Consider the following 12,703-nt stretch of genomic DNA (forward strand, 5'->3'; position numbering starts at 1 on the left):
GTGGTCCTTCACGGGAGGTACTTCAGAGGAAGTAGAGGCGGTTGAGGGAGACGGAGTCGGCGGGGTCCGAGCGGACCGGGTCGCCGTCGAGCGTGACGAGCCCGGTGCGCTCGTCGACGGCCACCTCTCCGATACGGGAGTTGAGGAGCAGGTTTCCGGGGCCGATGCCGCGCGTGCCGCGCACCGCGACCCGGCGCCGGCGCGTGGGCATCGTGTCGGCGCCGAGCTGGGCGGCCGCGCCCGACACGAAGGCGACGGAGATGTCGGCGGCGGTGGCGCCGTGCGCGCCGAACTGCGGGCCGAGCACGAGCGGTTCGCAGGTGTCGGTGGCGGCGTTCGGATCGCCCACGACCCCGTACGCGGGGAAGCCCGACTTCAGGACGAGCTGCGGCTTGGCGCCGAAGAACTCCGGCCGCCACAGCACGATGTCGGCAAGCTTGCCGACCTCGATCGAGCCGACCTCGTGCGCGAGGCCGTGGGCGATCGCCGGGTTGATGGTGAGCTTGGCCATGTAGCGCAGGACGCGGGCGTTGTCGTCGCCGTCCCCGTCGCCGTCCAGCGGGCCGAGCTCGCCCTTCATCTTCCCGGCCATGGCGAAGGTCCGGCGTACGGTCTCGCCGGCCCTTCCCATGCCCTGTGCGTCCGACGACGTGATGCCGATCGCGCCCAGGTCGTGCAGCACGTCCTCCGCGCCCATCGTCCCGGCCCGGATCCGGTCGCGGGCCATGGCCGCGTCGCCGGGCAGGTCGGTCTTCAGGTCGTGGACGGAGACGATCATGCCGTAGTGCTCGGCGACCGCGTCCCGCCCGAAGGGCAGGGTGGGGTTGGTGGACGAGCCGATGACGTTCGGCACGCCCGCCATCTTCAGGACGTTGGGGACGTGGCCGCCGCCGCAGCCCTCGATGTGGAAGGCGTGGATGGTGCGGCCCTCGAGGACCTTGAGGGTGTCCTCCACCGAGAGGCACTCGTTGAGGCCGTCGCTGTGCAGCGCGACCTGGACGTCGTACTCCTCCGCCACGCGCAGCGCCGTGTCCAGCGCCCGGGTGTGCGCGCCCATGTCCTCGTGGACCTTGAAGCCGGAGGCGCCGCCCTCGGCGAGCGCCTCGACCAGCGGGGCCTCGTGGGAGGACGAGCCGCGGCCGAGGAAGCCGATGTTGACGGGCCAGGCGTCGAAGGCGTTGAAGGCGTGGCGCAGCGCCCACGGCGAGTTGACGCCGACGCCCCACACCGGGCCGAACTCCTGGCCGATGATCGTGGTCACGCCGGAGGCGAGCGACGCCTCCATGATCCGCGGGGACAGCAGGTGGACGTGGGTGTCGACGGCGCCCGCGGTGGCGATGAGGCCCTCGCCGGAGACGATCGACGTGCCGGTGCCGATGACGACGTCGACACCGTCGAGGGTGTCGGGGTTGCCGGCGCGGCCGATGGCGTGGATGCGGCCCTCGCGGATGCCGATGGACACCTTGCGGATGCCCTGGACGGCGTCGATCACGAGCACGTTGCTGATCACGACGTCGCAGGTCTCGCGGACGGCCGCGGCCTTCAGGTGCAGGCCGTCGCGGGCCGTCTTGCCGAACCCGGCGAGGAACTCCTCGCCGTACGCCTGCGAGTCGGACTCGACGCGGACGGTCAGGCCCGAGTCGCCGAGGCGGACGCGGTCGCCGGCGCGGGGGCCGTGGGTGGCGGCGTACTCGTACGGGGTGAGGCGGCGCGCTTCGGCGGGGTGGCCTCCGGGGCGGCTCATCGCTCGACCTCCTGCTCAGTGGTGTCCGGTACGCCGAGGTAGCCGCAGGCGGCGGCGCGGCGCAGTGCTTCCTCGCGGGCGCCGGGCGCGTCCAGCGGCCCGTCGACCAGCCCGGCGAAGCCGATCGCGATCCGGTCGCCGCCGATCGGCACCAGGCCGACCTCCTCGCTCTCGCCCGGGCCGAAGCGCACGGACGATCCGGCGGGGACGGCGAGCCGCATGCCGTAGGCCGCGGCGCGGTCGAAGTCGAGCCGGGGATTGGCCTCGAAGAAGTGGAAGTGCGAGGTGACGGAGACCGGCACCTTCGCGGTGTTGGTGACGAGGAGCCGCACCACGGGCTCGGGGTCGGTGTGCTCCGGCCCCGGCAGCAGCGCGCCCGGGGCGTGCTCGCCCAGGCCGCCGCCACCGATGGGGTCGCCGACCACGGCGAGCCGGGAGCCGTCGTCGAAGACGGCCTCGACATGGACCTCGGTCACGACGTCCGCGACGCCCGGCAGGACGTCGTCGGGTCCCAGCACCGAGCGGGCGGCCTCGATCGCCTCGGCGAGGCGCTTGCCGTCCCGGGCGGCCTCGCAGACGGTGTCCGCGATGAGGGCGGTCGCCTCGGGGACATTGAGCTTGAGGCCACGGGCCCGGCGGGCCCGGGCGAGCTCGGCGGCGCCGAAGAGCAGCAGCCGGTCGCGTTCCGTGGGGGTCAGTCGCACGTCACCACACCTTCCTGTTTGAGCACCACTCTAACCACAAGATTTCTTTCCAAGAAGCATTGACGCGGGCGCGCGGCGTAGGTCACATTGAGCGCCGCTCCAATTAGAGCGACACTCAAACCAGACCCCCACCAGCTGACGGAGCTGAGAGCAGGGAGCAGCGCATGCAGATCGAACAGCGCGGAGTCGACACCATCCCCGAGGCGGAACGCACCAGCGGGCCGCGTGACCTCGTCTCGATCCTGCTCGGATCGAACCTGTGCCTGGGCGTGATCGTCTTCGGCTGGCTGCCGGTCTCGTTCGGCCTCGGCCTGTGGCCCGCCGTCACCTCGGTGCTGGCCGGAACGGTCGTCGGCGTCATCGTCACCGCGCCGCTGGCGCTCATCTCGCTGCGCACCGCGACCAACCTCTCCACCTCCAGCGGCGCCTTCTTCGGCGTACGCGGCCGGCTCGTCGGCTCGGTCGTCGGCCTCCTGCTGTCGCTCGGGTACACCGCGCTCACGCTGTGGATCGGTGGCGACGTGATGCTCGGCACGCTGTCGCGCCTCTTCGGCGTACCGACCGGCGCCTTCGCGCACACGCTCGTGTACGTGCTGCTCGCCGGCTGCACGGTGGTCGCCGCCGTCTTCGGCTACCGGCTGCTGCTGCGCCTCAGCAGGGCCCTCGCCATCGGCATGACGCTGCTGCTCGCCCTCGGCATCGTCGCGTACGCGGGCGACTTCACGGCCGCGCCGCCGCCGGACACGCCGTACCTGCTGGGCTCCTTCTGGCCGACCTGGCTGCTGTCCGCCGTGGCGGCGGGCCTGAGCGGGCCGATCGCCTTCATCACCCTGCTCGGCGACTACACGCGGTACGTCTCGCCCGAGCGGCACAGCCCGCGCACCGTGTGGCGGGCCACCTGCGTCGGCCTGTTCGCGGGCCTGCTGGTGCCGCAGCTCTTCGGTACGTTCACGGCCCTCGCCGCCCGCGCCGGGCTGGACTACGCCGGGCCGCTGGTGGAGACCGCCGCGCCCTGGTACCTGGTGCCGCTGCTGATCGCGGCGAGCGCGGGATCGGTCGGCAACGCGGGGCTGATGCTCTACTCGATGGGCCTCGACCTGGACGCGATCATCCCGCGCGCCACGCGGGCCACGTCCACGCTCGTGGTGGCGGCCGTCGCGACGGCGTTCGTCTTCGCGGGGCACTTCGCGTGGGACGCGCAGTCGGCGATGACGTCGTTCGTGCTACTGCTGACCGCGATCGGCACGCCGTGGGCGGTCATCACGCTGATGGGCCACATCGGCTGCGGCGGCGCGTACGACCGCGAGGCGCTCCAGGTCTACAACCGCCGCGCCAAGGGCGGCATCTACTGGTACCGGGCCGGCTGGGAGCCGCGCGCCACCCTGGCGTGGGCGGTGGGTGCGGCGGTGGGCCTGGCGGCCGTGTCGACCCCGCTCTACGAGGGCCCGCTGCTGCTCGTGACGGGCGGCGTGGACTGCAGCTTCATCCTGTCGGGCCTGGTGGGCGGCGGCGTGTACACGGCGCTGACCCTCAACAGCCGGGCGGCGTTCCCGAGGCCCGACGAGGCGGCCACGGCGCCCGCGTCCGAGACGCCGGCTCCCGAGACGTCCGCCCCCGAGACCGCCGCGTCCTGACCCGCGGCGCAGCGGAACGCCCGCACCCTCGAGCGGGGGGTGCGGGCGTTTCCATGCTCCGGCGGGACCGGCTCAGCCGATCCGGTGCGTCCAGCCGTGCGGGTCCTCCGCGGCGCCGGTCTGGATGTCCAGCAGCGCCTTGCGCAGCTTCAGCGTGACCTCGCCCGGCTCGCCGCCCGACTGGGTCCACTCGCCCTGCTCCGACTTGACCAGGCCGACCGGCGTGATGACGGCGGCGGTGCCGCAGGCGAACACCTCGGTGAGGGTGCCGTTCTCGGTGTCCCGCTGCCACTGGTCGGTGGAGATGCGGCCCTCCTCGGACTCGTACCCGAGGTCGTGGGCGAGGCGGAGGAGCGAGTCACGGGTGATGCCGGCGAGGAGGGAGCCGGTGAGCTCGGGGGTGACGATCTTGTTTCCGTACACGAAGTACAGGTTCATGCCGCCCATCTCCTCGACCCACTTGTGCTCCAGCGCGTCGAGCCAGACGACCTGGTCGCAGCCCTTGGCGGCCGCCTCGGCCTGCGCGAGCAGCGAGGCGGCGTAGTTGCCGCCGGTCTTGGCGAAGCCCATGCCGCCGGGGACGGCGCGGACGTAGTTCTCCGACAGCCAGACCGAGACGGGCTTGACGCCGCCGGGGAAGTACGCGCCGGCGGGCGAGGCGATGACGATGAAGAGGTACTCGTTGGCCGGGCGGACGCCGAGCCCGACCTCGTTGGCGATCATGAACGGGCGCAGGTACAGCGACTCCTCGCCGCCGTGCGGCGGCACCCACGCCTCGTCCTGGCGGACCAGCGCGTCACAGGCGGCGACGAACGTCTCGACGGGCAGCTCCGGCATGGCCAGGCGGCGGGCGGACCGCTGGAACCGCTCGGCGTTGGCCTCCGGACGGAAGAGCGAGATCGAACCGTCGGGGCGGCGGTACGCCTTCAGGCCCTCGAAGATCTCCTGCGCGTAGTGCAGGGTCATGTTGGCCGGGTCGATCGACAGCGGCGCGTACGGCGTGAGCTGGGCGTCGTGCCAGCCGCGCCCTTCCGTCCACTTGATCGTCACCATGTGGTCGGTGAAGTGGCGGCCGAAGCCGGGGTTGGCCAGGATCGCCTCGCGCTCCGCGTCGGACAGCGGGTTCGAGGAGGGCTTGAGCTCGATCGTGGGCGTCGTCGTCATGAGTGCTGTGTCCTTCACCGGTTGGTTGTGACGGACCGCGCTCACGCCGCTACGACTTGCTAGGACGTCCGAGCTTTCCCGCATGCCGCGGCCCCGCGTTCGATTATCGCCCGGGTGGCCCCGTGAACGAAACGCGTGGGTGGGGAGCGGTTGAGTGCGGTCCAGGGGTTGATGGTGGCACCCGGGGCCGCACAGGAGAAGCCGCCGGGTGCGGAATGCGACCCGGCGGCTGTGTCTGGGGTTTCTCCAGTCGGCGGGTCAGCTCGCTACGCGTACCGCGAGCGCGTCGCCGATCTCGTCCGTCGTACGCGGCGTCGAGCCGTCCCGGGCGGCCAGGTCCGCGGCCACGGCGTCCTCGATGCGGACGGCCTCGGCCTCGTACCCGAGGTGACGCAGGAGCAGCGCGACGGAGAGGATCGTCGCGGTGGGGTCGGCCTTGCCCTGGCCCGCGATGTCGGGCGCGGAGCCGTGGACGGGCTCGAACATCGACGGGAACGCGCCCGTCGGGTTGATGTTGCCGGAGGCCGCCAGGCCGATGCCGCCGGTCACGGCGGCGGCGAGGTCGGTGAGGATGTCGCCGAAGAGGTTGTCGGTGACGATGACGTCGAAGCGCTCCGGCTGCGTGACGAAGAAGATCGTCGCGGCGTCGACGTGCAGGTAGTCCGTGGTGACGTCCGGGTACTCCGCGCCGACCTTGTCGAAGATCTTCTTCCACATGTGGCCGGCGTAGACGAGCACGTTGTTCTTGTGGACCAGCGTCAGCTTCTTGCGCGGGCGGGCGTTGGCCCGCTCGTACGCGTCGCGGACGACGCGCTCGACGCCGTACGCCGTGTTGAGGCTGACCTCGGTGGCGACCTCGTGCTCCGTACCCGTGCGGAGCGAGCCGCCGTTGCCCGTGTACGGGCCCTCGGTGCCCTCGCGGACGACGACGAAGTCGATATCGGGGCGGCCGGCCAGCGGGGTCGCGGTATTCGGGAAGAGCTTCGACGGACGCAGGTTCACGTAGTGGTCGAAGGCGAAGCGCAGTTTCAGCAGCAGCCCGCGCTCCAGGACGCCGGACGGCACCGACGGGTCGCCGATCGCGCCGAGCAGGATCGCGTCGTGGTTCTTGAGCGCGTCCAGCTCCGCGTCGGGGAGGGTCTCACCGGTGCGGTGCCAGCGCTGGGCGCCGAGGTCGTACTCCTTGGTCTCCAGCTTCACATCCTGCGGAAGGACGGAGCGAAGGACCTTGAGGCCCTGGGCCACGACCTCCTGGCCGATGCCGTCACCGGGGATCACTGCGAGATTGATGCTGCGAGACATGACGGCACCCTACTCCCGGGTCCACTGCCCGGACATGTGGAGTCCAAGATGTGGACGCCGCGCGTCCGGGTGACCGCACCCGTGTTCGTCGGATTTCGTTCATCCGGAGTCTGGCGGCGCGTCGGAAGTTACTGGCAAGTTGCCTGCCATGACTGAAGACACCCCACGCTTCGGCATCCCCGAGCCCCTCGCCCGCCGCATGTCCATGCCCGAGCAGCACGCGTACCTGCGGGCGAAGCTCTCCCGTCGGCGGGTGCTCGCGGGCACGGCGGCCGGCGCGGCGGTGGCCGGCCTGCCGGCGACTCCCGCTGCGGCCGCCTCCCCCTCCTCCCCCACCCTCGTCACGACGCCCGCGACCGCGGGGGTCGACGGCTCGCTCGTGGCCCCCTTCGGGCGCCACCTCGCCTTCGGCGCCGACCCCCGCACGCAGATGCGGATCTCCTGGCAGGTGCCGCTCGCGGTGACCCGGCCGTACGTACGGATCGGGCTCACTCCCTGGGAGCTGAGCCGGAAGATCGAGGCCGAGGTGCGGCCGTTGCACACGCCGTCGCTGTCGCGCAGGCTCCCGGCGGTCGACCAGTACTACCTGCACGCCGGCCTGGACGGGCTGCGGCCGGGGACGACGTACTACTACGGCGTCGGGCACGACGGCTTCGACCCGGCCGCCCCCGCCCGGATGGGCACGATCGGCTCGTTCCGTACGGCCCCGGCGACACCGCCCGAGCGGTTCGTCTTCACGGCCTTCGGCGACCAGGGGGTGAGCTACCACGCCCTGGCGAACGACCAGCTGATCCTGGGGCAGGGTCCGGCGTTCCACCTCCACGCGGGCGACATCTGCTACGCGGACGACAGCGGGCACGGCAAGGAGTCCGACACGTACGACGCGCGCGTGTGGGACCAGTTCCTGGCGCAGACGGAGAGCGTGGCGGCGAGCGTGCCGTGGATGGTGACGACCGGCAACCACGACATGGAGGCGTGGTACTCGCCCCACGGCTACGGCGGCCAGTCGGCCCGCTTCTCGCTGCCGGACAACGGACCGGACCCGGCGCGGGCGCCCGGCGTCTACTCGTTCGTCTACGGCAACGTCGGCGTCGTCGCGCTGGACGCGAACGACGTGTCGTACGAGATCCCGGCCAACCTGGGCTACACGGACGGCGCCCAGACGGCCTGGCTCGACCGGCGGCTCGGCGCGCTGCGGCGCGACCCGGCGGTGGACTTCGTCGTGGTCTTCTTCCACCACTGCGCGTACTCGACGTCGACCCACGCCTCGGACGGCGGGGTGCGCGACGCGTGGGTGCCGCTGTTCGCCAGGCACCAGGTGGATCTGGTGATCAACGGCCACAACCACGTCTACGAGCGCACCGACGCGATCAGGGGCGGCGAGGTGGGACGACCGGTGCCGATCGGCGCCACCACCGATCCGGTGCGGGACGGGATCGTGTACGTGACGGCGGGCGGCGCCGGCCGGGACCTGTACGGCTTCGGGCCGGGCGTCCGGGACAGCTACGAGGGGCGCGTGCACGACCACGACCACATCGTGACGTTCCACTGGACCAAGGCGCGGCTGCCGGACCCGGACGTCGTGGAGTGGTCACGGGTGCGGTACACCGGCTTCTCGTTCCTCGCGGTGGAGGCCGCGAGCGGTGCTTCGCCGGTGCTGAAGGTGTCGGCGCTCGCGGAGAGCGGGCGGCGGATCGACCACTTCGAGGTGCGGCGTTCCGGCTGAAGGCCGAGCGAGGCCGGGGCGGTCAGTGCCCGGTGGCGCCGCCGTTGTCCCTGCGGTCGAGGGCCCGCTGGAGGGCGGCGGCGGCGTTCTTGCGCTCGGCGTCGGTGGGGCGGGCGGCGGTGTGGCGGACGCGGCGGCGGAGGGCTTGAGTGGCCATGGTGGTCGACTCCTTGAGATCAGCTGGTCAACTGGGGGATCAGCGAGATGATCGAAGGCGCCGGAAGGGGCGGGGAGCGCTGCCGCAGGGGTGGCCTGCCGGGGCACGGGCGCTCGCGGACCGCCATTCGCTGGATGGAGCGAGACGTTCGGCTTCTACAACGCTACGCGCGGGCCACGCTTCTGTCTCCACAATTACTCGGACTTCCTACTATCTGAGACGCGGCCGCCCCGCGGGGCGGCTCGCGAGGCCCCCGCGGGGTCGCTCGGGGGGTGCCCGGGGTGTTACAGCACGTCGCCGTCGCGCCAGTCGAACATCAGCGCGCCCTTCTCCGCCGCGGGGAGCGGCCTCCCGTCCGACGGGAACAGGTAGGTCGAGTCCTCCTCGTGCGGCAGGTGCACCACGCCGCGCGGCCCGTACGCCTCGATCCGGCCGTTCCACAACTGCCAGCCCCGCGCCCGGTACAGCTCGGCACCGTCGTCGGACGCCGACAGCGCCCCGAACGCGTAGGCGCCGTCGATGACCTCCTCCAGAGCGGCCATCACCCGGCTGCCGAGGCCCTGCCGGCGCCGGTCGGCCCGTACGGCGACGCCCTCGACGTACCCGACGCGGTGCGCGCGCCCCGCGTGCACCACCCGCCGCATGATCACGCTGCCGTGCGCGACGACGCCGTGCTCGTCCTCGACGTACGCGTGGACGCCGCCGAGCCCGTGGTCCCAGTCCTCGTCGCCGAAGTCCCCGTCGAAGGCGGCCACCAGCATCGCGCGGACGGCGTCCAGCACGGCGGGGGCGAGCGCGTAGGTGTGCGCGGTGCGCAGGAGGTCGGTGGCCCGAGGGGCGGTGCGCGGTGCGTCGGTCATACGGCCCACTGTGGCAGGCCCGGCACGGCCCGGGGTGAGGATCCGGTCAGGTGTGCGGGGCGGTGGCGGCGTACTCCTGCCACGGCCTTCCCGTGGGCCGCACCCGCGCCGCACACTCGGCCTCATGTCACCCACATCCGAACGACGGTGGACGCCCACCCACGGCGCCGCCTACCGCCCCGTCCCGTACCGCCCCGAGCGGATGTCCGCCGCCGAGTCCCTGGCCCGCGCGGCCGAGCTGCGCGCGCGCATGGACCAGCGGCGCACGGTACGGCAGTTCGCGCCCGATCCGGTTCCGGAGCAGGTGGTGCGCGACGCCATAGCGTGCGCGTCGACCGCTCCGTCCGGCGCGCACCAGCAGCCGTGGACGTTCGTCCTCGTCAAGGACCCGGACGTCCGCCGGCGCATCCGTGAGGCCGCCGAGCGGGAGGAGCAGGTCTCCTACGACGGCCGGCTCGGCGAGGAGTGGCTGGCGGCGCTGCGCCCGTTGGGCACGGACGCCGTGAAGCCGCACCTCACGGACGCCCCGGCGCTGATCGTGGTCTTCCAGCAGCGCTACTGGCTGGGCGCGGACGGCACCAAGCACAAGCACTACTACGTGGACGAGTCGGTGGGCATCGCGGTCGGCATGCTGCTGACGGCCCTGCACCTGTCGGGCCTGGCGGCCCTGGTGCACACGCCGAGCCCGATGCGCTTCCTGTCCGAGGTGCTGGGCCGCCCCGAGAACGAGAAGGCGTTCGCGGTCATCCCGGTGGGTTACCCGGCGGACGACTGCGAGGTGCCCGATCTCGTACGGAAGTCCCTGGACCAGGTGCTGGTCGACGTGTGACCCCGGGCTTACAGGCGGCCGCCCGTGAGGCGCGACAGCGGTCCGCGCTGCCGCAGGCCCGCGCGGCGGCCGAGCACGTAGGACCCGGCCACGGCGGTGGCGACACCCGCGCCCGCCCCGGCCACCGCGGCCTTGCGGGCCTTGACCACCGTCCACACGACGCCCGCCGTGCCGGCGGCCCGCTCGGCGGCCGTCGACGCGGCGGACACGGCGGTCCGCTGGACGGTCCGTGCCGTGGCGAGCGCCTTGTCGGCGGTCACCCCGCCGATGCCCCGCGCCGATTCGGTGGCGTTCTGGGCGGCGTTCTGGGCGGCCTTCTTCGGGGCCGCGGTGGATTCCTGCTTCTGGTTCGTTTTCGTCGTCTGCGCCATGGGGCGCGTGTAACCGGTTGACGCGCTCCAAAACTGACCGCCCTTCACCTGGCCGAATTTTCCTAACCGCTCAGCGGGCGTTGACGGGTTGAGCACTGGCGTGATTCCCTCACTTCTAACTACTCAGACACTCATAGGGAGTTAGGCATGCCCGTGCACCACCGCACGCTCACCGTCCGCGGCCACGAGATCTTCTACCGGGAGGCCGGACCCGAGGACGCCCCCGCCCTGCTCCTGCTGCACGGCTTCCCCACCAGCTCGCACATGTTCCGCGACCTGATCCCCCGGCTCGCCGACCGCTACCGCGTCATCGCCCCCGACCACCTGGGCTTCGGCCACTCCGCCGCGCCCTCCGCCGACGCCTTCCCCTACGGGTTCGCCGAACTGGCCGCACTGACCGCCGAGTTCACCGAGCAATTGGGCCTCACCCGGTTCGCGCTCTACGTCCAGGACTACGGCGCCCCCATCGGCCTGCGCCTCGCCCTCGCCCACCCCGAGCGCATCACCGCGATCGTGACCCAGAACGGCAACGCGTACGAGGAGGGGCTCGGTGCCGAGGCGTGGGCGCCGGTCCTGGCGCTGATCGCCGACCGCACGCCGGACACCGAGGCACCGGTACGCGCGATCCGCTCGCTCGACGGCATCGCGTGGCAGTACACCCACGGCGTACCCGACGACCTGCGGTCGCTGCTCAACCCGGACGCCTGGCACCACGACGCGGCCCTGATGGCCCGGGAGGGCCAGGACCGCATCCAGCTCGACCTGATCGCCGACTACGGCTCCAACTTCGCCCTCTACCCCGCCTTCCAGGCGTACTTCCGCGACAGCGGGGTGCCGCTGCTCGCGGTCTGGGGGGCGTACGACGAGATCTTCGTGCCGGCCGGGGCGGAGGCGTTCCGGCGGGACTCGCCGGACGCGGAGGTGCACCTCCTGCCGACCGGCCACTTCGCGCTGGAGACCCACGCGGCGGACATCGCCGCCCTGATGGACGACTTCCTCGCCCGCCGCGTGGTCGCCCGAGGCACCGCCGCCTGACGCGCCTGCGTGACGCGTGGGGCGTGGGGCGTCAGTAGAGGGAGACGCCGTACGCGCTCAGCGCCTCGCGCACCGGCTGGTGGATGGCCGAGCCGTTCGTGCCCGTGCAGCCCGAGCTGCCGGAGTGGATGCCGAGCGCGACCGAGCCGGCGAAGTGGGCGCCGCCGCTGTCGCCGCCGGCCGAGCAGGCGGTGGTGCGGACCATGCCGTAGACCGGGCCGTCGCTGTAGTTGACGGTGACGTTCACGGCGGTGACCGTCCCGCTCGTCACCTTGGTCGTGGAGCCGCTCTTCTTGATGGCCTGGCCCACGACCGCGTCCGCCGCGGACGCGATGTCCTGGAAGGAGCCGTTGTAGAGGTTGACGCTGCCGGGCGTGTTGGCCGTGTTGGTGTAGCGCACGAGGCCGTAGTCGTTGGTGGGGAAGCTGGTGCCTTCCCGGACGCCGATCTGCGCGCCGCCGGAGGTCGCCGACCAGCTGGAGGCGGCGTTGGTGCAGTGCCCGGCCGTCAGGAAGTACCTGGTGGTCCCCTTCTGGACGTTGAAGGCGGCCGAGCAGCGGTAGCCGCCGCCGTGGATGGCGTCGCCGCCCGCGACCTCGCGCGTGAAGACGCCCGGGACGCGGCTGATCCGTACCGCGCCGTCGAGCGAGGCGGCGACCGCCCGCAGCCGGGCCATGGCACGGGGCGAGACGGAGGAGTCGGCTTCGACGGCGATCTGGTTGGTGCGCGGGTCCAGGCCCCATGAGGTGCCGGGGATCTTCGCCTGGGCCTCCAGGGCGGCCATGGCGGCGTCGAGTTCGGCGGCGCCGCGCTCCACCAGCCGCGGCACGGCCCCGGCGGCGCGGGCCCGCTCGGCGGCGGCTTCGGAGGTGACGGTGGCGATCAGCCGGCCGCCCTCGACGTACGTACCCGCGCTGTCGGCGCCGAGCCGGCGCTCGACGGCGGAGTCGACGGTGTGGACGTCGACGGTGTGGACGTCCACGGGGGCCGCGGCTCCGACGGGGGTGGCGCCGAAGCCGAGCGAGCCTAAGACGAGTGCGGCGGACAGGGCGATGCGCGCACGAGTGGTGCGTCGTCTCATCCCGGGTCTCCTTCGTCGTGAATGACGGGTGGGGTACTCGGGAATTTGACATGTGCATCACATGAGCACAAGAGTGCGCGCGCACCCGCGCAGCGA

General features: G+C 72.3%; 12 protein-coding genes. 4 read left to right on the top strand and 8 right to left on the bottom strand.

Features of this window, described 5'->3' with window-relative positions; all coding sequences use genetic code 11:
* Positions 1 to 22: 22 nt before the first annotated feature.
* The gene (locus AC07FJ_RS10015; protein ID WP_361418557.1) at positions 23 to 1,744 is read right to left on the bottom strand and encodes an urease subunit alpha; all 1,722 of its coding nucleotides are present in this window, start codon (positions 1,742 to 1,744) and stop codon (positions 23 to 25) included.
* Complete coding sequence (ureA, locus tag AC07FJ_RS10020) at positions 1,741 to 2,448, bottom strand: urease subunit gamma (protein WP_479047253.1); 708 nt, start codon at positions 2,446 to 2,448, stop codon at positions 1,741 to 1,743. The genes AC07FJ_RS10015 and ureA overlap by 4 nt, the downstream gene beginning before the upstream one ends.
* Before the next feature lie 164 nt (positions 2,449 to 2,612).
* Between ureA and AC07FJ_RS10025 the strand changes: the two genes are divergently transcribed.
* Positions 2,613 to 4,082 carry a cytosine permease gene (locus AC07FJ_RS10025; protein WP_479047256.1) on the top strand — a complete coding sequence of 490 codons (1,470 nt, stop codon included), beginning with the start codon at positions 2,613 to 2,615 and terminating at the stop codon, positions 4,080 to 4,082.
* A gap of 72 nt (positions 4,083 to 4,154) precedes the next feature.
* Here AC07FJ_RS10025 and AC07FJ_RS10030 read toward each other — a convergent pair whose 3' ends face one another.
* Positions 4,155 to 5,246, bottom strand: coding sequence for a branched-chain amino acid aminotransferase (locus AC07FJ_RS10030; protein ID WP_479047258.1), 1,092 nt, complete (start codon positions 5,244 to 5,246; stop codon positions 4,155 to 4,157).
* A 258-nt stretch (positions 5,247 to 5,504) separates the two neighbouring features.
* Positions 5,505 to 6,548, bottom strand: a complete 1,044-nt coding sequence (locus AC07FJ_RS10035) for a 3-isopropylmalate dehydrogenase (protein ID WP_361418569.1) — start codon at positions 6,546 to 6,548, stop codon at positions 5,505 to 5,507.
* Positions 6,549 to 6,696: 148 nt separating this feature from the next.
* Between AC07FJ_RS10035 and AC07FJ_RS10040 the strand changes: the two genes are divergently transcribed.
* Positions 6,697 to 8,274: a purple acid phosphatase family protein gene (locus AC07FJ_RS10040; protein ID WP_479047261.1), complete on the top strand. Its 1,578-nt coding sequence runs from the start codon at positions 6,697 to 6,699 to the stop codon at positions 8,272 to 8,274.
* Positions 8,275 to 8,296: 22 nt separating this feature from the next.
* Here AC07FJ_RS10040 and AC07FJ_RS10045 read toward each other — a convergent pair whose 3' ends face one another.
* Both AC07FJ_RS10045 and AC07FJ_RS10050 read right to left on the bottom strand, forming a co-directional pair.
* Positions 8,297 to 8,431: a hypothetical protein gene (locus tag AC07FJ_RS10045; RefSeq protein WP_361418575.1), complete on the bottom strand. Its 135-nt coding sequence runs from the start codon at positions 8,429 to 8,431 to the stop codon at positions 8,297 to 8,299.
* A 284-nt stretch (positions 8,432 to 8,715) separates the two neighbouring features.
* On the bottom strand, positions 8,716 to 9,291 hold the full coding sequence (locus tag AC07FJ_RS10050) for a GNAT family N-acetyltransferase (RefSeq protein WP_479047264.1): 576 nt from the start codon (positions 9,289 to 9,291) through the stop codon (positions 8,716 to 8,718).
* A 124-nt stretch (positions 9,292 to 9,415) separates the two neighbouring features.
* Between AC07FJ_RS10050 and AC07FJ_RS10055 the strand changes: the two genes are divergently transcribed.
* Entirely contained in the window at positions 9,416 to 10,120 is a 705-nt protein-coding gene (locus tag AC07FJ_RS10055; RefSeq protein WP_479047267.1) for a nitroreductase family protein, read from the top strand.
* 8 nt (positions 10,121 to 10,128) lie between these two features.
* Here AC07FJ_RS10055 and AC07FJ_RS10060 read toward each other — a convergent pair whose 3' ends face one another.
* The gene (locus tag AC07FJ_RS10060) at positions 10,129 to 10,491 is read right to left on the bottom strand and encodes a hypothetical protein (RefSeq protein ID WP_479047270.1); all 363 of its coding nucleotides are present in this window, start codon (positions 10,489 to 10,491) and stop codon (positions 10,129 to 10,131) included.
* Positions 10,492 to 10,638: 147 nt separating this feature from the next.
* On the opposite strand from AC07FJ_RS10060, the gene AC07FJ_RS10065 reads away from it, so the two are divergent.
* Positions 10,639 to 11,526 carry an alpha/beta fold hydrolase gene (locus AC07FJ_RS10065; protein WP_479047273.1) on the top strand — a complete coding sequence of 296 codons (888 nt, stop codon included), beginning with the start codon at positions 10,639 to 10,641 and terminating at the stop codon, positions 11,524 to 11,526.
* 31 nt (positions 11,527 to 11,557) lie between these two features.
* On the opposite strand, the gene AC07FJ_RS10070 is transcribed toward AC07FJ_RS10065, so the two are convergent.
* A complete protein-coding gene (locus tag AC07FJ_RS10070; RefSeq protein WP_479047276.1) occupies positions 11,558 to 12,607 on the bottom strand; it encodes a S1 family peptidase in 1,050 nt (349 codons plus the stop codon).
* Between the last annotated feature and the right edge of the window lie 96 nt (positions 12,608 to 12,703).

This window comes from Streptomyces sp. NPDC045998 (assembly GCF_056430285.1).

What these genes read in the sequence shown, in the direction of transcription:
- AC07FJ_RS10015 (WP_361418557.1), bottom strand. Translation starts at nt 1,744, where the DNA reads ATGAGCCGCCCCGGAGGCCACCCCGCCGAAGCGCGCCGCCTCACCCCG.
- AC07FJ_RS10025 (WP_479047256.1), top strand. Translation starts at nt 2,613, where the DNA reads ATGCAGATCGAACAGCGCGGAGTCGACACCATCCCCGAGGCGGAACGC.
- AC07FJ_RS10030 (WP_479047258.1), bottom strand. Translation starts at nt 5,246, where the DNA reads ATGACGACGACGCCCACGATCGAGCTCAAGCCCTCCTCGAACCCGCTG.
- AC07FJ_RS10035 (WP_361418569.1), bottom strand. Translation starts at nt 6,548, where the DNA reads ATGTCTCGCAGCATCAATCTCGCAGTGATCCCCGGTGACGGCATCGGC.
- AC07FJ_RS10040 (WP_479047261.1), top strand. Translation starts at nt 6,697, where the DNA reads ATGACTGAAGACACCCCACGCTTCGGCATCCCCGAGCCCCTCGCCCGC.
- AC07FJ_RS10045 (WP_361418575.1), bottom strand. Translation starts at nt 8,431, where the DNA reads ATGGCCACTCAAGCCCTCCGCCGCCGCGTCCGCCACACCGCCGCCCGC.
- AC07FJ_RS10050 (WP_479047264.1), bottom strand. Translation starts at nt 9,291, where the DNA reads ATGACCGACGCACCGCGCACCGCCCCTCGGGCCACCGACCTCCTGCGC.
- AC07FJ_RS10055 (WP_479047267.1), top strand. Translation starts at nt 9,416, where the DNA reads ATGTCACCCACATCCGAACGACGGTGGACGCCCACCCACGGCGCCGCC.
- AC07FJ_RS10060 (WP_479047270.1), bottom strand. Translation starts at nt 10,491, where the DNA reads ATGGCGCAGACGACGAAAACGAACCAGAAGCAGGAATCCACCGCGGCC.
- AC07FJ_RS10065 (WP_479047273.1), top strand. Translation starts at nt 10,639, where the DNA reads ATGCCCGTGCACCACCGCACGCTCACCGTCCGCGGCCACGAGATCTTC.
- AC07FJ_RS10070 (WP_479047276.1), bottom strand. Translation starts at nt 12,607, where the DNA reads ATGAGACGACGCACCACTCGTGCGCGCATCGCCCTGTCCGCCGCACTC.